The following is a 17717-nucleotide window of genomic DNA, read 5'->3' as shown; positions in this document are numbered from 1 at the left end:
GAGAGAAATGTTATGGCACAACTTTGGGGAGGCCGTTTCACAAAGGAAACGGACCAGCTGGTGTACAATTTTAACGCGTCTATCAGTTTTGATCAAAAATTCTATGAGCAGGACATCCGGGGAAGCATCGCCCATGTGAAAATGTTGGCGAAACAGCAGATTCTCACAGACGGCGAGCGAGATCAGATTTTAGAAGGACTGAAAGAGATTTTGGAGGATGTCCGGAGCGGAAAACGAAAGATCAGTGATAAGTATGAGGATATTCACAGCTTTGTGGAGGCTACCTTGATCGACCGCATTGGGGACGCGGGGAAGAAGCTTCACACAGGGAGGAGCCGTAATGACCAGGTAGCTTTAGATATGAAGCTGTATGTGAGAGATGAGATTGATGAGATGGATGGACTGCTGAAAAAACTGATGGAGTCGCTCCTGAAAATCATGAAAGAACACGTACATACTTATATGCCGGGCTTTACCCATCTTCAGAAAGCGCAGCCTGTCACCTTGGCCCATCACGTGGGAGCTTATTTTGAAATGTTTAAGAGGGACAGAGGCCGCTTGACAGATATCCGCAAACGGATGAATACTTGTCCGTTGGGGGCAGGCGCCCTGGCAGGAACCACTTATCCTCTCGACCGGGAATATACAGCAGAGCTCTTGGATTTCGACGGCCCTACTTTAAACAGTATGGACTCAGTCTCTGACCGGGATTATGTAATTGAACTTCTCAGTGCGATGTCCACGATCATGATGCATTTGAGCAGGTTCAGCGAGGAGATCATTCTGTGGAACTCCAATGAATATCAGTTCGTGGAGATTGACGATGCCTATAGTACTGGCAGTAGCATCATGCCTCAGAAAAAAAATCCAGATATTGCAGAGCTGGTGCGGGGAAAGACGGGCCGCGTGTATGGTGCTCTGATGAGTATACTCACCACGATGAAGGGAATACCCCTGGCCTATAATAAGGATATGCAGGAAGACAAGGAGCTCACTTTTGATGCCATTGATACGGTCAAAGGCTGCCTGGCTCTTTTTAACGGTATGATTTCCACGATGGAATTTCGAAAAGAAAACATGAATCGAAGCGCGAAAAATGGTTTTACCAATGCGACAGATGCGGCTGACTATCTGGTGAATCATGGAGTTGCATTCCGGGACGCTCATGGGATTGTGGGGAGACTGGTGCTCACCTGTATTGAAAAGGGAATTTCTTTGGATGAGTTGCCTCTTGAGGAATATCAAAAGATCAGTCCTGTTTTCGAGAAAGATATCTACGAGGCGATCAGTATGAGGACTTGCGTTGAAAAGCGGATGACTCTAGGAGCGCCGGGACCGGAAATCATGGAACAGGTAATTGCGAAGGAAGAAGAAAGTCTGTAGCACCTTGCGGGACAGTCTCGCGTGAGCAGCGGCGTCACCACGATAAGCACGCAGTGCGGTTTTACGAATGGCGCTGACGGAACTGTTACTAACTGTTAAAAAAAACGAAAAAAAGTGTTGCATTTTCGCTGGAGTTGGTATAGTATTATGTAACAGAAAGACAGATGTGCGTAATGCAAAGACGCATAAATAGAAGAGTAGGAGTAGGTAATATGAGCGAAAAATTGAAAGTAGGTATCTTAGGAGCAACAGGAATGGTAGGGCAAAGATTTATCTCTTTGCTGGACGGACATCCATGGTTTGAGGTAGTTACGCTGGCAGCTAGTGCAAGGAGTGCCGGAAAGACTTATGAGGAAGCTGTGGGCAAACGTTGGAAAATGGATACCCCGATGCCGGAAGCTGTGAAGAACATCGTAGTGATGAATGTAAATGAGGTTGAGAAGGTAGCAGCTACGGTAGACTTTGTATTTTCCGCTGTGGATATGTCAAAAGATGAGATTAAGGCCATCGAGGAGGAGTACGCAAAGACGGAGACTCCTGTGGTATCAAATAACAGCGCGCATCGCTGGACACCGGATGTTCCTATGGTAGTACCGGAGATTAATCCGGAACACTTTGAGGTGATTGAGTACCAGAAAAAGCGTCTGGGAACTACCAGAGGATTTATTGCGGTAAAACCGAACTGTTCCATTCAAAGCTATGCGCCAGCCCTGACAGCGTGGAAAGAGTTTGAGCCATATGAAGTGGTAGTTTGTACATACCAGGCAATTTCTGGTGCGGGCAAGACTTTCAAGGATTGGCCGGAGATGGAGCATAATATTATTCCTTACATTGGCGGCGAAGAGGAGAAGAGTGAGAAAGAACCTCTCAGACTGTGGGGCAAGATTGAGGACGGTGTGATTAAACCAGCCACCGAGCCGGTGATTACCAGTCAGTGTGTGCGTGTGCCGGTTTTGAATGGACATACGGCTGCGGCTTATGTGAAATTTAGAAAGAAACCGACCAAAGAGCAGTTGGTTCAGGCACTGAAAGATTTCAAGGGAGTACCTCAGGAGTTAGATCTCCCGAGTGCACCAAAGCAGTTCATTCAGTATCTGGAAGAGGACAATCGTCCCCAGGTTACCGAAGATGTGGACTACGAGAAAGGAATGGGTGTGTCCATTGGCCGTCTGAGAGAAGACACCGTGTATGATTATAAATTCATTGGACTTTCCCACAATACCGTGCGTGGGGCTGCTGGCGGCGCAGTGCTGTGTGCAGAAACCCTGAAGGCGAAAGGGTATATTCAGAAAAAATAAAAGATAGAAATGGATCATTGGAATCCCATTGAGATATTTGCAGTATCGCAGCCGAACAGACTGCGATACTGTGTTTTCATGAAGAAATTGCTGAATGTATATAAAATGTGTTAAATTTATATCAACCTTAAACAGACAGAAGAATGGAAAATCGTTTATTATTTTCAGTTTTTCCAAAAATAAACAGAAATAAACGAAAAAAAACACAAATCATAAGTCGAGCTTTCCAAGAAAACATAATATTAACCAAAAACATCCAAGATTGAATAAAAAAAATTACTAAAATGCACAGATTTTTTTGAAAAAAGGGTTGTTATTTTTGTATCAAAGTGGTATTCTATGGAAGTAATCAATAATGTATAAGCGGGAGGGAGTTCTATGATTTACGAAGATGTACAAAAGATATCAAACGCGGCGGTAGCCAAAATTACTCTTCTGAAGAACCACTTTGGAAAGTACTTTATCCGGGCGATTATGGCGGGGTTTTTTATTGCGGTAGCCATGATCTACAATAACGTGGCTGGAAATCTGTTTGAAGGTTCAGCTCCTGGTAAATTTATCGGAGCGTTGGTGTTCTCCATTGCAGTTTTGCTGATTGTAATGGTGGGCGGTGAGCTTTTCACTGGAAACAACCTCGTGATGGCCTTTGGCTTGCTAGATAAGAAAGTCGGATGGGGCGACTTGGGCAAGGTTTGGGTTGTGAGCTACATAGGAAATTTTGTTGGATGTTTTATTCTTTCACTGATCTTTGTCGGTGGCGGTGCTTCTGGCACAGCAGACTACTTTGCAGGTTTTATAGATGGAAAATTGTCCATCGCTCCAGGTCAGATGTTCTTCAGAGCAGTGCTCTGTAACTTCTTTGTATGTCTGGCTGTATTGTGCGGCCTGAAGATGAAATCAGAGAGTGGGAAGTTCTTGATGATCGTAATTTGTATCTCAGGATTTGTTTTGAGCGGTTTTGAGCACTGTATCGCGAACATGGCGATCTTTACGACTGCTTACTGTCTGGTTCCAGGGCTGTCCATTGCTGCAATGCTGAAGAGTATGTTGATTGTAACTTTAGGAAATATCGTGGGCGGAGCTGTCCTTCTGGCATGGCCGCTTCGCAAGATGAGCGCAGACCAGTAATGACAAAAAAATCATTGTTTATCGCAGAGAAGCCCAGTGTGGCTCAGGAATTTGCGAAAGTACTAAAAGTAAATGGTGGTCGTCATGACGGTTATTTAGAGACGGAGAAATTTGTGGTGACTTGGTGTGTGGGACACCTAGTCACCATGAGTTATCCGGAAGCCTATGACGAAAAATATAAAAGGTGGAGTTTTGATACCCTGCCTTTTTTGCCGTGTGAATTTAAATATGAGGTAATCTCTTCCGTAAAAAAACAATTTGATATCGTAAGCCGTCTTCTAAATCGGAAAGACATTGGAACTATTTATGTGTGTACAGACTCTGGACGGGAAGGTGAATACATCTATCGGCTGGTAGATCAGCAGGCCAGAGTAACAGGAAAAGAGAAGAAACGGGTGTGGATTGATTCTCAGACAGAGGAGGAAATTCTGCGTGGAATACGGGAGGCAAAAGATCTGTCTGCCTATGACCACCTGGCGGATTCAGCCTATCTGCGAGCAAAAGAAGATTATCTGATGGGAATCAATTTTTCGCGTCTGCTGACTTTAAAGTATGGGAACAGTGTCGCAAATTACCGGAAGACTCGCTATCAGGTGATCTCTGTAGGAAGGGTGATGACCTGTGTGTTGGGGATGGTAGTGCGCAGAGAACGGGAAATCCGAAATTTTGTGAAGACTCCTTTTTACCGGGTAATTAGCACTTTAGAACTGGCGGGAAAGAAATTTGACGGAGAATGGAGAGTGACGCCGCAGAGCAGTTATTTCCAGTATCCGAAGCTGTATAAAGAGAATGGGTTTCTGGAAAAGAAAGATGCGCAGGAGCTGATTCATCAGTTAAACGCCCAGAAACCATTGACAGCGTCAGTGGAGAAGATTGAAAAGAAAAAAGAGAAGAAAAATCCGCCGCTTTTGTTTAATTTGGCGGAGCTGCAAAATGTCTGTTCTAAGTTGTTCAAGATCAGCCCTGATGAGACTCTGCGCATTGCCCAGGAACTCTATGAAAAGAAACTGATTACTTATCCCCGTACGGATGCTCGAGTGCTGTCTACAGCGGCGGCAAAGGTAGTGGGAAAGAATCTGAATGGCTTGAAAGGATTTGGGATGGTGTCACATATTGCCGCCCACATACTGGAACAGGGAGAGTATAAGAATCTGTCCAAGAGCCGTTATGTGAATGACAAACAGGTGACAGATCATTATGCACTGATTCCTACAGGCCAAGGACTGGGAGCTCTGGGACGTCTGCCGGTGACTTCCCAGCGTGTCTATGAGATCATTGTGAGACGCTTTTTGTCGATTTTTTATCCTCCGGCCATCTATCAGAAAATTGCTCTGACCACGAAAATACAGAACGAATCTTTCTTTTCTTCGTTTAAAGTACTGCTTTCCCCGGGATATTTAGAGATTGCTGGGAGTTCCTTTGCCAAAAAATCGACCGACACTGAGAGTTCTAATGGAGAAGCCACCTGTGATGTAATCTTGCTTCAGGCGTTGCAGGGACTAAAGAAGAGTGCTATACTGCCTGTAGAGAAATTGGCGGTAAAAGAAGGGGAGACATCACCCCCGAAGCGTTATAACTCCGGGACAATGATTTTGGCTATGGAAAATGCAGGCCAACTGATCGAGGATGAGGAGCTCCGTGCTCAGATCAAGGGCAGTGGGATTGGAACTAGTGCCACTAGGGCAGAGATTCTAAAAAAGCTGTTTCACATAGAGTATCTGAATTTGAATAAGAAGACACAGGTAATCACTCCGACGTTGTTAGGAGAGATGATTTACGACGTGGTGAATTGTTCGATTCGTTCCCTGTTAAACCCAGAGCTGACGGCTAGCTGGGAGAAGGGGCTTACCTATGTGGCAGAGGGGAGCATCACTCCCCAGGAGTATATGGATAAGCTGGAGAACTTTATCCGTTCCAGGACAGAGCAGGTGATGGGAAACAATTTTCAGTATGCTCTGCGTCAATTTTATGATCTGGCGGCCCAGAACTATCCGCCGCCAAAAACGAAAAAAGGGAGTAAGTAAGATGAAAGATTATACCATTGAGAAACTCTTTAACTTAGATGAGACGATCGCCAAAGAGATTTTCCAGGGAAAAGTATATCCTTGGGAAGTACTGGAAGAGATTGGAGAGTATATTTTAAAATTGGGAGAGACGTTAGACCCTGCGGAGTATGAGAAAAAAGGGAAGAACGTCTGGATTGCGAAAACTGCTCAAGTAGCAGATTCTGCACATATTGACGGGCCGGCGATCATTGGTAAGGAAGCACAGATACGTCATTGTGCTTTTATTCGTGGAAATGCGATTGTAGGAGAAGGTGCTGTTGTGGGAAATTCTACGGAGTTAAAGAACGTGATTCTCTTTAATAAAGTACAGGTTCCCCATTACAATTATGTTGGGGATTCCGTTCTAGGCTTCCATGCACATATGGGAGCAGGCTCCATCTGCTCTAATGTGAAGGCAGACAACAAAGCTGTGGTGATTCATGCAGACCGAGAGGATATCTCCACCGGGAGAAGAAAGGTAGGGGCTATGCTGGGAGATTACGCCGATGTGGGCTGCGGGTCTGTGCTCAATCCAGGAACAGTGATTGGGGCCAGGACCAATGTATATCCGTTATCAGCGGTCAGAGGCTGTGTTCCGGCAAATCATATCTACAAGAATAAGGATGAGATTGTTCAGAAACATGATTGACAAGAGATGCAAAAAAGCCATTGCTGAAGCGATGGCTTTTTTATTTCATAAGAAATTCCGTTTTTATGGAACAAAAAACGCTCCACGTGGATCGCACTGCGGCGGAGTGAAAGATGGCGCTTTGCTCCCTCAAAGATTGAGGGGAAGCTGAAGTGGGCTTGCCCACTTTGTTCTGCTGTAGGTGGACATAGCAGAGCTCAGGAATAGAGCAGATATCTGAGAATTATTAGGAATATCAGATGGAGCGGATAGAAGAAATAGAAAAAATATTTTCCTGCTTTTCCCTTCAAAAAGCCCCTCTGTCCGTTGTACATGCGGATGGGGATCATCGCGAAGCATGCTTTCCATTCCCAATATAAGGAGAGTCCTGCCAGAATCACCTGACTGTTTCGGTAATAGCGAAACAGATAAAAGATCAAAATTAAAAGGACACCCCGCCAGTCATAGTCCGTGTGAAAGAAATAAGCAGCCCACATGGAGCTGACCACGTACAGAATCTGAAGCCATACATTGGCGGCAAACCGTTCTAGGGCCCACAGAGCCAAAAAACCCAGCAAAAGTGTGAACAGGGTATTTTGCTTTTGAAAATTTCCCAGGTCGTTCATCATAATACTGAAGGGGATCTCGGAGAGAAGAGCAAAGAACAGCAGGTTGCGGGCGTACCGTATTCTGCTTTTGGTATGTACAAAGCCTTCTGTCATGAGAAAACAGAAAATTGGAAAAGCGAGACGGCCGAAGTCTCTGAATAATCGGTAAAGTCCGATGGGGGTATCTAAAAAATAAAAATAAGGGATAAATGCCTCAGGATCATTTGCCAAAATTGTAACAGCAAAATGGTCGATCAACATACTGACAGCGGCAATGACTTTTAAGACACTGCCGCTTAGACATTCGTAAGAATTTTGTGAGAGTGTGTTCATAATCCGTCTCCTGATGTTCTTTTATATTTATCTTATCATAATCACTGTGAAAAGAAAAGAGTACGGTCATCGTATCATTTTCATCAGATTGATGATTTTGTCCATTTTGGCTGCCTCCTGAGGAGACTGTCCTTGTTTGAGTACTTCTATAATCATCTCCATTTCATTGGTATTGAATTTCACTCCCTGATTTTTTCCCTGGTTTGCTGCGGCCATCAAAAATGGAAGCAGTTCTGTGGGACTTTTTTGTCCTCCTTGATCAGCAAGGTTTTGAAGAAGCGCGAGTTTGCTTTTATCGAGTCCGTTGAGTTTGGGATCGTTCATCCAATCCTGTGGCATTTTTGTCATCCTCCTTATTGGCTGCCTGGCTCATCTTTAAAAGTTTCTATCAGCTCTACCATGACGAGCATATTTAAAACTTGATCAATATTTTTCTGCATATTGGGGTCACAGAAGCGGCGGATATCATTGAGCATACTCGCCGGGTCGACGGTAGATGCCGAGGAGAGTTCACAGGCTGTCAGATCTTGCGGCCGAGAGAACAACTCCATGGTATGTTTTAACTCCAACAGCTTTGTGTAAAAGGATAGGAATCTCTGACCGCTTCCTGGAAGATAGGGCATGGATGCCTTCAACATTTGGAGATTTCCGTCACTGACCATTTCATCCAACGCGGTCATGGGAGTATGATATTCTTGACTCATAAGATTTCCTTAAATTCCCTTTTTCACAGTCTATGTTCTTCTTATTTACATTATGACAGACAGAGGTGTCCTGACATACTGTATAATGTGAGTTTTATAAATACGAAACAGAACCGCGAAGCGGGAATTTTAAAATAATAGAAAGGCTGGGTTAGAACAGATGAGAGAGAAAAAAGAAAAATTGATTATTAATGGAAATGAAATCTATGAGATAGATATGGACTGTGTCAAGAGCAAACAAGACAGAGCAGGTAGGAAAACTCGTCAGTCGCAGACTCCGAAAAAGCAAAATGGGAAAGCTCGTCGTAATTCCTCTCCCCCTCAATCTTGAGGGGATGGTATACTAAAAAAGGCGGGGGACGTGAGAAGTCCCCGCCTTTTTGACATACCGTATCATGCGTAGAAATCAGGTATACTTTAGCATCCGCAACCGTTGCCGCCGCAGCACAGCAGGAGCAGAATGAGAAGGAGGCAGCTGTTATCTCCGCATCCACAGCCTCCGTTGTTGTAAGAGTTGCCGCCGCAGAAATACATTAATACGATGATCCACAGAATGCAGTTGCAGCTATTTCCGCCTCCGAATAATCCGTTACCACATCCATTATCACACCCATTGTCACATCCGCATCCACAGTTCGTTGCTGCTAAATCACTCATGTTAAAGTCCTCCAAAAATTGATTACACTCCATTTTATGTGGAAGCAGAGAAATGGTGACAAATTTTCTTATGCCAACGCGAGAATTTTAAGCCGCTGTCTTTGGGCTGGACTTGTCTTTGGGATTCTGCTATGATTAGAAACAATGAAAGGAGAACGTTTATGCATCCTTATTTTATCGTGACTTTTGCGGCTGTTATCTTTCTTTTGGGTGTTGTCTGGGTAATTGTCAGAGAAAACCGCAGACAGAAAGAGCGACATTTAAGAGAATTCGGTGAGCAATATGGCAGGATCTTTGACCATATGTATTCTCATGAGGAACTCCAGAGAATTTCAGCTTCATCCAGGAAAATGGACGGAAAGAAAGAGGGATATCTAGACGATATTACCTGGAATGATCTGGAGATGGATGTGATTTTTGGAAGAATTAATCAGACTTTGACGACTGCGGGGGAGGAGTATCTATATCGGCTTTTGCGTTTGCCGAAGATGTCATCCAAAGAGTTGGAGCATCTAGGAGAACTGACGAATTTTTTTCAAAGCCATAAAAAAGAACGTGAAAAAATGCAGCTGGCTTTGGTCTTAGTGGGAAAGGACAACCGCTGTTCGCTGGGAGATGCGGTGTCTTCCCTTGAAAATGCCCCTGTGATCGGATGGATTTCTCACGGACTTTTGGCAGGTGCGCTGTTGGCTGCGCTGCTGTTGCTGCCGGTGTTTCCCGTTGCGGCGGTATTTTTTGTGTTTGCGCTGGTGGGTTTGAATGCTTTTTTGTATCAGACAGGCTCTGACCGGAAACAAACGGAACCGTATCGGAGCCTTTTCGCCAGTCTGCGCAGGATTTTGGACATGGGCAGAGAGCTGGAAAGATTAGATTGGTCCTCTCTGGAAAATTGCCGGCGTATTGTGGAGATACGAAAAAGGCTGACAGGATTTGAGAAAAAAGCATTCTGGTTCATCGGGCGGCAGGCAGAGGGCGGAGGCTTTTTGGATTTGATAATGGATTATTTAAAGATGCTGTTTCATATAGATTTGCTGGTCTATCCTTCTTTGCGCCGTGAAAGTCTGCGCTGCCAGGCGGAATTCCAGGAGTTGTTAGATCAGATCGGAGAGCTGGACGCGGCAATTTCTATCGCCTCTTTCAGGAAAGGGCTGCCCTGGTATGGGGAGCCGGAGTTTTCCGCAGATTCCCAGGTTCTAAAGGTGACAGACCTTTACCATCCGTTGGTTATGCAGCCGGTGGCCAACACCATCACAGCCGGAAAGGCTGTGCTTCTGACTGGTTCTAATGCTTCGGGAAAGTCCACATTTTTAAAAGCGGTGGCAGTGAACGCAGTTTTGGCGCAGACAATTTTTACTTGTACAGCGAGAAGCTATCACGCTGCTTGCTGCCGAATACTGACTTCCATAGCTCTTCGCGACAGCATCCGGGATGGGGAGAGTTATTTTATGGCGGAGATTCGCTCCCTGAAGAGGATTTTAGATGCATGCCAGGGACCAGTGCCGGTGCTCTGTGTGATTGATGAAGTGTTAAGAGGGACCAATACCGTGGAGAGAATCGCTGCTTCTTCGCGGATTTTAGGGGTGTTGGCAAAAGTGGGAAATCACTGCTTTGCGGCAACCCACGACCTAGAATTGACAGTGATTTTAGGAGATATCTATGAGAATTATCACTTTGAGGAGACGGTGGAAGACAGTGACGTCCACTTTCATTATCAGTTGAAACAAGGACCATGTTCCACGAGAAACGCGTTGACTTTGTTGGAGTTGACCGGCTATGACGAGAATACCGTACGGTCGGCAAAGGAGGCTGCGAAAGAGTTTCAGAACACAGGAATATGGAAAAAAATGAAAGGAGTTTAATCTATGTTGGTGAAAATATACACAGACGGGGCAGCACGAGGAAATCCGGACGGGCCTGGCGGCTACGGAACTTTACTTCATTTTACAGATGCTAAGGGACAGTTACACGTGCGGGAATTCAGCCAGGGATATAAAAAGACGACAAACAACCGCATGGAGCTGATGGCAGCGATTGTAGGATTAGAAGCATTGACTCGTCCTTGTCAGGTAGAACTTTACTCAGACTCTAAGTATCTGGTGGATGCTTTTAATCAACACTGGATTGATAGCTGGTTGAAAAAAGGCTGGAAGAGAGGAAAAAACGAACCAGTGAAAAACAAAGATCTGTGGCAGCGCCTTTTGAGAGCGAAAGAACCGCATCAAGTATCCTTTCACTGGGTAAAAGGACATGACGGACATCCTGAAAATGAGCGGTGCGATCAGCTAGCTACGGCAGCAGCGGATGGGCGAGAGCTCATAGAAGACAATTTTTGCGAGAAACAGGCTTGACAAATAAAAAAACGGCCGTTATACTACAACTAATCAGACAATTTTATCTGTATCAGCGTAGATAAGAAGAAGTAATTTCAGGGTAAGCGGACAGAGAGTTGCCGGAGGGTGAGAGGCACGCGTGGAACTGAAATGAATACATCTTTGAGCTTCGCACTGAATCCAGTTTAGGTAGTAGGCTGCGACGTGTTGACCGACGTTATAATGGTTCGGGTATGTCAGTACCTATGGAGGCGGGCAGTGTGAGCTGTCTGTGAATGAAGGTGGTAACACGGGAATTGCTCTCGTCCTTTTTGAAGGACGGGAGTTTTTTTATGTTCCAGGAAAGACCTTATCACGCTAATGCGTGAAAACTCTTTCCTAGAACATAAACGCTCCGCTAGGGATGCGCACGCCGCAATAAGGTCGTACACCGCAAGGCGGTGTTGCGGCGGCGCGCAAAGTGGGACTGCGCCCCTCAAAGATTGAGGGGATGGGGAGCTGAAGTGGGCATGCCCACTTTGTTTTTGAAAGTAAAGGAGGAATATATTATGAAGATTTATGAAGAGTTGCAGGCCAGAGGGTTGATTGCCCAGGTGACAGATGAGAAAGAAATTCGTGAGCTGGTAAACGCTGGCAAGGCCACGTTTTATATCGGTTTTGACCCGACAGCAGACAGCCTCCATGTGGGACATTTTATGGCACTTTGTCTAATGAAACGTCTGCAAATGGCGGGAAACCGTCCGATTGCTTTGTTAGGTGGGGGAACTGGAATGGTGGGAGACCCATCTGGTAGAACCGATATGCGCCCTATGATGACGGTGGACACGATCAATCACAACATTGAGTGCTTTAAGAAGCAGATGAGCCGTTTCATCGAGTTTGGTGAAGGAAAAGCCATCATGGTAAACAATGCGGACTGGTTGTTGGATTTAAATTACGTGGAATTATTGAGGGAAGTCGGCGCTCATTTCTCTGTGAATCGTATGTTGGCGGCTGAATGCTACAAACAGCGCATGAAAGAAGGTTTAAGTTTCTTTGAATTCAATTATATGATTATGCAAAGCTACGATTTCTACCGTCTGTTTTTGGACCATGGCTGTCAGATGCAGTTCGGCGGAGATGATCAGTGGAGCAATATGTTGGCAGGAACAGAGTTGATTCGCCGTAAACTGGGAGAAAATGCCTATGCCATGACTCAAACACTGCTTTTGAATTCTGAAGGAAAGAAGATGGGTAAGACACAGTCAGGAGCTGTCTGGCTGGATCCAGATAAAACGACACCTTTCGAATTTTATCAGTACTGGAGAAATGTGGATGACGCAGATGTATTGCATTGTCTACGTCTACTTACCTTCCTGCCGCTGGAACAGATTGACGAGATGGACAAATGGGAAGGTAGCCAGTTAAATCAGGCAAAAGAGATTCTGGCTCACGAGCTGACAGCGCTAGTTCACGGAGAGGACGAGGCGCAAAAGGCTGAGGCAGGAGCGAAAGCACTTTTCACTGGTAGCGGAGATTCTGAACATATTCCTACTGTGGAACTAAGCGAGGAAGATCTGACAGATGGTGAGATTGACATCATTTCTTTGTTGATTAAGGCAGAGCTGGTGGGAACCAGAAATGAGGGAAGAAGAGCAATCACACCGAATACCTGTGTCACGATAGATGGTGAGAAGATTGCCGACATTAAATATCAGGTTAAGAAAGAGGCCCTAGAAGGGGATGGAATTCTTGTTGGAAAAGGTAAAAAGTCCTTCAAAAAAGTTTGCGTCAAATAGACAAATATGCTATCATAAAAGTTAGTCTGAACAGGCCACGCCCATATTGTGAGCGATGGCCTGCTCAACTTTGACGTAGAAAGGTGCGCAGTTCATATACATTCTGCACCATAAATCAGATAGCTAGGAGGAGAAAATATTGAAAAAATATGGAGTCAATGAGCTTCGCAAAATGTTCCTGGAATTTTTTGAGAGCAAGGGACATTTAGCATTAAAAAGCTTTTCGCTCATACCGCAAAACGATAAGAGTCTGCTGCTGATCAATTCAGGTATGGCGCCAATGAAGCCGTACTTTACTGGAGCAGAAATCCCGCCCAGAAAAAGAGTGACTACCTGTCAGAAATGTATCCGTACCGGCGATATTGAGAACGTAGGAAAGACTGCCCGTCACGGCACATTCTTTGAGATGCTGGGAAATTTTTCTTTTGGAGACTATTTTAAAAAAGAAGCGATCCGCTGGTCCTGGGAGTTTCTCACCGAGGTAGTAGGACTGGACCCCGATCGCCTTTACCCGTCCATCTACCTGGATGACGAGGAGGCATTTGAAATCTGGAACAAAGAGATTGGAATCGCCCCAGAACGGATTTTCCGTTTTGGAAAGGAGGACAATTTCTGGGAACACGGTGCTGGCCCGTGCGGTCCTTGTTCTGAGATCTACTATGACCGGGGAGAGAAGTACGGCTGCAAAAAGCCAGGATGTACGGTGGGCTGTGACTGTGACCGTTATATAGAGATCTGGAACAATGTGTTTACTCAGTTTGAAAATGACGGAGAAGGGCATTACACAGAGCTGGAACAAAAGAACATTGATACCGGTATGGGATTGGAACGTCTGGCCACAGTGGTTCAGGAAGTGGATTCTATTTTTGATGTGGATACGAACTGTGCCCTGCGCAACAGAGTCTGTGAGTTGGCCGGTGTGGAATATTTAAAAGATGAGAAGACGGATGTCTCCATTCGTCTGATCACAGATCATGTAAAAAGTTCCACGTTCATGATTTCTGATGGCATTATGCCCACGAATGAAGGGCGCGGTTATGTGTTGCGTCGTCTGATTCGGCGTGCTGCCCGTCATGGACGTCTGTTGGGCATCGATGGAAAATTTATGGCTAAGCTAAGTGCCACTGTAATCGAAGGTTCCAAAGACGGCTATCCTGAGCTGGAGGAGAAAAAAGATTTTATTTTCAATGTGTTGAACAATGAGGAAAATCAATTTAATAAGACGATCGACCAGGGCTTGCGTATCCTAGCAGATTTAGAAGAGAAGATGGAAAAGGCTGGTACTAAAGTGTTGACTGGTGAGGAGGCATTTAAGCTGTATGATACTTATGGTTTCCCACTGGACTTGACAAAAGAAATTTTGGAAGAAAAAGGGCGTCAGGTGGACGAAGAAGGCTTCCAAAAAGCCATGGAGATTCAGAGAAAACAGGCCAGAGAAGCCAGAGAAGTTTCCAACTATATGGGAGCGGATGCGACAGTTTATGATGAGATCGATCCGTCTGTCACGACGGAGTTTGTGGGTTATGAGCATTTGGCTTTTGAGTCTGAGATTACGGTATTGACTACCGAGAAGGAAATCGTTTCTTCTTTAATGGAAGGACAAAGAGGAACTGTCTTTGTGAAAAAGACACCTTTTTATGCCACTATGGGTGGCCAGGAAGGAGACACCGGCCTGATTTCCACTGCCAACGGCGTATTCCAGGTAGAGGAGACCATCAAGCTCAGAGGCGGCAAGTATGGCCATGTGGGACATATGGTTTCTGGAATGCTCAGTGTTCAGGATGTGGTCAGGTTGGAAGTGAACGTGCAGGGGCGCAGGGATACAGAGAAAAATCACAGTGCCACGCACCTGCTTCAGAAGGCTTTAAAAGTCGTTTTGGGTGCGCATGTGGAGCAAAAAGGCTCATTGGTGACGCCAGACAGGCTTCGCTTTGATTTTGCACATTTTCAGGCGATGACTCCGGAGGAAATGGAGAAAGTAGAGAAGCTGGTGAACCAGGAAATCCAGGAAGCTCTTCCAGTACGCACAGACATTATGGACATTGAAGAGGCCAAAAAGACCGGTGCAATGGCTCTGTTCGGTGAGAAATATGACGAGGAAGTCCGGGTGGTTTCCATGGGAGAGTTCTCTAAGGAATTGTGCGGCGGAACTCATGTATCCAATACTAGCCAAATTCTCCTGTTTAAATTGGTGTCAGAGTCAGGCATCGCTGCTGGTGTACGCCGTATTGAAGCTCTGACCGGAAATGGCGTTATGGAATACTACAAAAACCTGGAATCTCTTTTGAATCAGGCAGCCAAGGCTGCAAAGACTTCCACGGGAGAACTTAGTGATAAGATTTTCCACATGCAAAATGAGATCAAAGCTCTCCACAGTGAGAACGAATCCCTGAAAAGCAAGATGGCTCAGGATTCTCTTGGAGATGTGATGAATCAGGTGACAGAGGTAAAAGGTGTAAAGCTGTTAGCAGTAAAGCTGGAAAATGTGGATGTCAGCGGGCTACGTGATCTCGGAGACCAACTGAAAGAAAAGTTGGAAGAGGGTGTCGTTGTACTGATTACTGTGAATAGTGGAAAAGTAAATCTTCTGGCTATGGCTACAGACGGAGCTATGAAGCAGGGGGCTCATGCAGGTAATCTAATCAAGGCTGCCGCTGCAATTGTAGGCGGAGGCGGAGGTGGACGTCCGAATATGGCTCAAGCTGGAGGAAAGAGTCCAGAAAAGGTAGAGGAAGCGCTCCAGAAAATACCGGAGATTCTTGAAAGTCAATTGAGATAGATTTGTAGGCTTTTTATTAAATTTTTTGCAAAAATCGTGAAAAATAGTTGACGAAATTTTAGAATCTGATATAATATCAGATGTGCAATAAAAATACCCATACAGTTGTATTTAAGCACAATCTACAACTGGAGGGAGGTTAGGTGTGAGTCTATGTCAAATGTAATCGTAAAAGAGAACGAGACTTTAGATAGCGCTCTTCGCAGATTCAAACGTAGCTGTGCAAAAGCAGGCATTCAGCAGGAGATCCGTAAGAGAGAGCATTACGAGAAGCCAAGCGTTCGTCGTAAGAAAAAATCTGAAGCTGCAAGAAAACGTAAATATAATTAATGTGCGCAAAAAATCCCTGTCTGTGCGACAGGGATTTTTTAAATCAAACTCTCGCGATGCTGCGATAAATCTTATTTACGGGAGTTATGTTTTAAATTGTCTCAGGGAGTGAGAAATTATGCTGATAAAAGTCTTGAAAAAGTTACTGCAATTAATTTTTAACCGGATTTTTTATGTGGCTGTCGCCCTGCTGGTACAGTTAGGGTGGATTTTGTTGCTATTTTGGCGTTTGAACAATTATTCTAAGTATGCATCTGCCGTGCTGAGTATCATCAGCGTTCTTTGTGTGCTGTGGATCGCAAATAAAAAAATCAATCCGTCTTATAAACTGGCTTGGATTACTTTGATTTTAGCGATTCCAGTCTTCGGAATGGTATTGTATCTTTTATTCGGAAAATCAAGGGTTGCTACGGCTATGCAGGAGAAATTTGACAGTATTCTCCATGAGAGCTGGCCGTATCTGAGGGGAGACCCTATGGCTATGAAAGGGCTCTGGGAAAAAGACCCGGAAGTGGCGATTCAATCTCAGTATATCCAGCGGTTTTCTGGTTATCCGCTCCATAAAAACACGTCTGTGGAATATTTTCAAGTGGGAGACGACATTTTTCCGATACTAATCAAAGAGTTGGAGAATGCTCAGCACTATATTTTCATGGAATACTTTATTATCAATGACGGAGTGATGTGGAGGTCTATTCTGGACATTCTGGAAAAGAAAGCTTTTCAAGGGGTGGATGTCCGTCTGATTTACGATGATTTCGGCTGTCTAACTACGTTGCCTCACAAATACTACGAGTTTCTCAGATCAAAAGGAATCAAGTGTGAAGTTTTTAATCCCTTCCGTCCGCTTCTGAATGTGATTATGAACAACAGGGATCACCGAAAAATTTGTGTGATCGATGGACATACTGGTTTTACAGGAGGTATTAACCTGGCTGATGAGTACATCAATCAAAAGGAACGTTTTGGCCACTGGAAAGATACGGCTGTGATGCTTAAAGGGGAAGGTGTCTGGAATTTGACGGCGATGTTTCTGCATATGTGGAATGTGGTAACGAAGACGGACGAGGTGTCGAATTTTAAGAGCTATCTTCCACATCGTTACCACCCGTCACCGTTTCAGGGAGAAGGGTATGTTCAGCCTTATTGTGATACGCCTTTGGATGATGAGACGGTGGGGGAGAATGTCTACCTGAACATTATCAATCGAGCAAAATATTACGTCTATATTTGTACGCCATATCTGATTATTGATAATGAGATGATGACGGCATTGTGCCTCGCATCGAAAAGCGGTGTGGATGTGCGGATTATGACTCCCGGAATTCCGGACAAAAAAATTGTCTTTTTGCTCACCCGGTCTTACTACGAACAACTTTTAGAGGCAGGAGTGAAGATCTATGAATATCAGCCAGGATTTCTTCATGCGAAATCTTTCGTGTGTGATGACAAGATTGCAGTTGTCGGGACGATTAACATGGATTATCGAAGCCTTTATCTACATTTTGAAAATGGGGTCTGGATGTATGGAAACCAGGCGGTTATGGATGTGAAGCAGGATTATATAGACACATTGGACTACTGCAAGAAAATTACGATCACCTTCTGTTCAGGCAGAAAGTTACCAGAGCGTATGATGCAGAGCGTTCTACGTCTGTGTGCACCGATGCTTTAGGGGACAGGATACCATTGCAGATAGAGGATGGTATCCTGTTT

General features: G+C 44.8%; 16 protein-coding genes and 1 other annotated feature. Of the genes, 12 read left to right on the top strand and 4 right to left on the bottom strand.

Features of this window, described 5'->3' with window-relative positions; translation table 11 throughout:
* Nucleotides 1–12 precede the first annotated feature (12 nt).
* From argH to BLHYD_RS08815, 5 genes are all read left to right on the top strand, one after another.
* A complete protein-coding gene (argH, locus tag BLHYD_RS08835; RefSeq protein WP_005945909.1) occupies nucleotides 13–1383 on the top strand; it encodes an argininosuccinate lyase in 1371 nt (456 codons plus the stop codon).
* A 212-nt stretch (nucleotides 1384–1595) separates the two neighbouring features.
* On the top strand, nucleotides 1596–2681 hold the full coding sequence (asd, locus tag BLHYD_RS08830) for an aspartate-semialdehyde dehydrogenase (protein ID WP_021844915.1): 1086 nt from the start codon (nucleotides 1596–1598) through the stop codon (nucleotides 2679–2681).
* Nucleotides 2682–3059: 378 nt separating this feature from the next.
* Entirely contained in the window at nucleotides 3060–3809 is a 750-nt protein-coding gene (locus tag BLHYD_RS08825) for a formate/nitrite transporter family protein (RefSeq protein ID WP_005945904.1), read from the top strand.
* Nucleotides 3809–5833, top strand: coding sequence for a DNA topoisomerase (locus BLHYD_RS08820; protein WP_260784503.1), 2025 nt, complete (start codon nucleotides 3809–3811; stop codon nucleotides 5831–5833). Before BLHYD_RS08825 ends, BLHYD_RS08820 begins: the two co-directional genes overlap by 1 nt.
* 1 nt (nucleotide 5834) lies before the next feature.
* Nucleotides 5835–6503: an LbetaH domain-containing protein gene (locus BLHYD_RS08815; RefSeq protein ID WP_005945898.1), complete on the top strand. Its 669-nt coding sequence runs from the start codon at nucleotides 5835–5837 to the stop codon at nucleotides 6501–6503.
* Nucleotides 6504–6700: 197 nt separating this feature from the next.
* On the opposite strand, the gene BLHYD_RS08810 is transcribed toward BLHYD_RS08815, so the two are convergent.
* The 3 genes from BLHYD_RS08810 to BLHYD_RS08800 form a co-directional block, all read right to left on the bottom strand.
* Nucleotides 6701–7423: a TraX family protein gene (locus tag BLHYD_RS08810; protein WP_005945894.1), complete on the bottom strand. Its 723-nt coding sequence runs from the start codon at nucleotides 7421–7423 to the stop codon at nucleotides 6701–6703.
* 66 nt (nucleotides 7424–7489) lie between these two features.
* Nucleotides 7490–7762, bottom strand: a complete 273-nt coding sequence (locus BLHYD_RS08805) for a hypothetical protein (RefSeq protein WP_021844919.1) — start codon at nucleotides 7760–7762, stop codon at nucleotides 7490–7492.
* A gap of 14 nt (nucleotides 7763–7776) precedes the next feature.
* The gene (locus tag BLHYD_RS08800; protein WP_005945890.1) at nucleotides 7777–8127 is read right to left on the bottom strand and encodes a hypothetical protein; all 351 of its coding nucleotides are present in this window, start codon (nucleotides 8125–8127) and stop codon (nucleotides 7777–7779) included.
* 160 nt (nucleotides 8128–8287) lie between these two features.
* Here BLHYD_RS08800 and BLHYD_RS08795 point away from each other — a divergent pair, with 160 nt between their 5' ends.
* Nucleotides 8288–8458, top strand: a complete 171-nt coding sequence (locus tag BLHYD_RS08795) for a hypothetical protein (protein WP_005945886.1) — start codon at nucleotides 8288–8290, stop codon at nucleotides 8456–8458.
* Nucleotides 8459–8544: 86 nt separating this feature from the next.
* Here BLHYD_RS08795 and BLHYD_RS08790 read toward each other — a convergent pair whose 3' ends face one another.
* Nucleotides 8545–8784, bottom strand: coding sequence for a hypothetical protein (locus BLHYD_RS08790; RefSeq protein ID WP_005945884.1), 240 nt, complete (start codon nucleotides 8782–8784; stop codon nucleotides 8545–8547).
* Nucleotides 8785–8945: 161 nt separating this feature from the next.
* Between BLHYD_RS08790 and BLHYD_RS08785 the strand changes: the two genes are divergently transcribed.
* The 6 genes from BLHYD_RS08785 to cls all read left to right on the top strand — a co-directional run bounded on the left by BLHYD_RS08785 (nucleotide 8946) and on the right by cls (nucleotide 17676).
* Entirely contained in the window at nucleotides 8946–10643 is a 1698-nt protein-coding gene (locus tag BLHYD_RS08785) for a MutS-related protein (RefSeq protein WP_040350285.1), read from the top strand.
* 3 nt (nucleotides 10644–10646) lie between these two features.
* Nucleotides 10647–11132 carry a ribonuclease HI gene (rnhA, locus tag BLHYD_RS08780; RefSeq protein WP_005945879.1) on the top strand — a complete coding sequence of 162 codons (486 nt, stop codon included), beginning with the start codon at nucleotides 10647–10649 and terminating at the stop codon, nucleotides 11130–11132.
* 49 nt (nucleotides 11133–11181) lie between these two features.
* Nucleotides 11182–11427 (top strand) — a binding site (T-box leader).
* 235 nt (nucleotides 11428–11662) lie between these two features.
* On the top strand, nucleotides 11663–12892 hold the full coding sequence (gene tyrS, locus BLHYD_RS08775) for a tyrosine--tRNA ligase (protein ID WP_040350284.1): 1230 nt from the start codon (nucleotides 11663–11665) through the stop codon (nucleotides 12890–12892).
* Between the two features lie 139 nt (nucleotides 12893–13031).
* Nucleotides 13032–15671, top strand: a complete 2640-nt coding sequence (gene alaS, locus BLHYD_RS08770; protein WP_040350283.1) for an alanine--tRNA ligase — start codon at nucleotides 13032–13034, stop codon at nucleotides 15669–15671.
* A gap of 153 nt (nucleotides 15672–15824) precedes the next feature.
* A complete protein-coding gene (rpsU, locus tag BLHYD_RS08765; RefSeq protein ID WP_004222305.1) occupies nucleotides 15825–16001 on the top strand; it encodes a 30S ribosomal protein S21 in 177 nt (58 codons plus the stop codon).
* A 118-nt stretch (nucleotides 16002–16119) separates the two neighbouring features.
* Nucleotides 16120–17676: a cardiolipin synthase gene (gene cls, locus BLHYD_RS08760; protein WP_055163448.1), complete on the top strand. Its 1557-nt coding sequence runs from the start codon at nucleotides 16120–16122 to the stop codon at nucleotides 17674–17676.
* Nucleotides 17677–17717 lie beyond the last annotated feature (41 nt).

The sequence above is a fragment of the Blautia hydrogenotrophica DSM 10507 genome, from assembly GCF_034356035.1.
GTDB lineage: Bacteria > Bacillota > Clostridia > Lachnospirales > Lachnospiraceae > Blautia_A > Blautia_A hydrogenotrophica.
The sequence above is the reverse complement of the archived record's forward strand: the minus strand, read 5'-3'. Positions and strand labels throughout refer to the sequence as shown.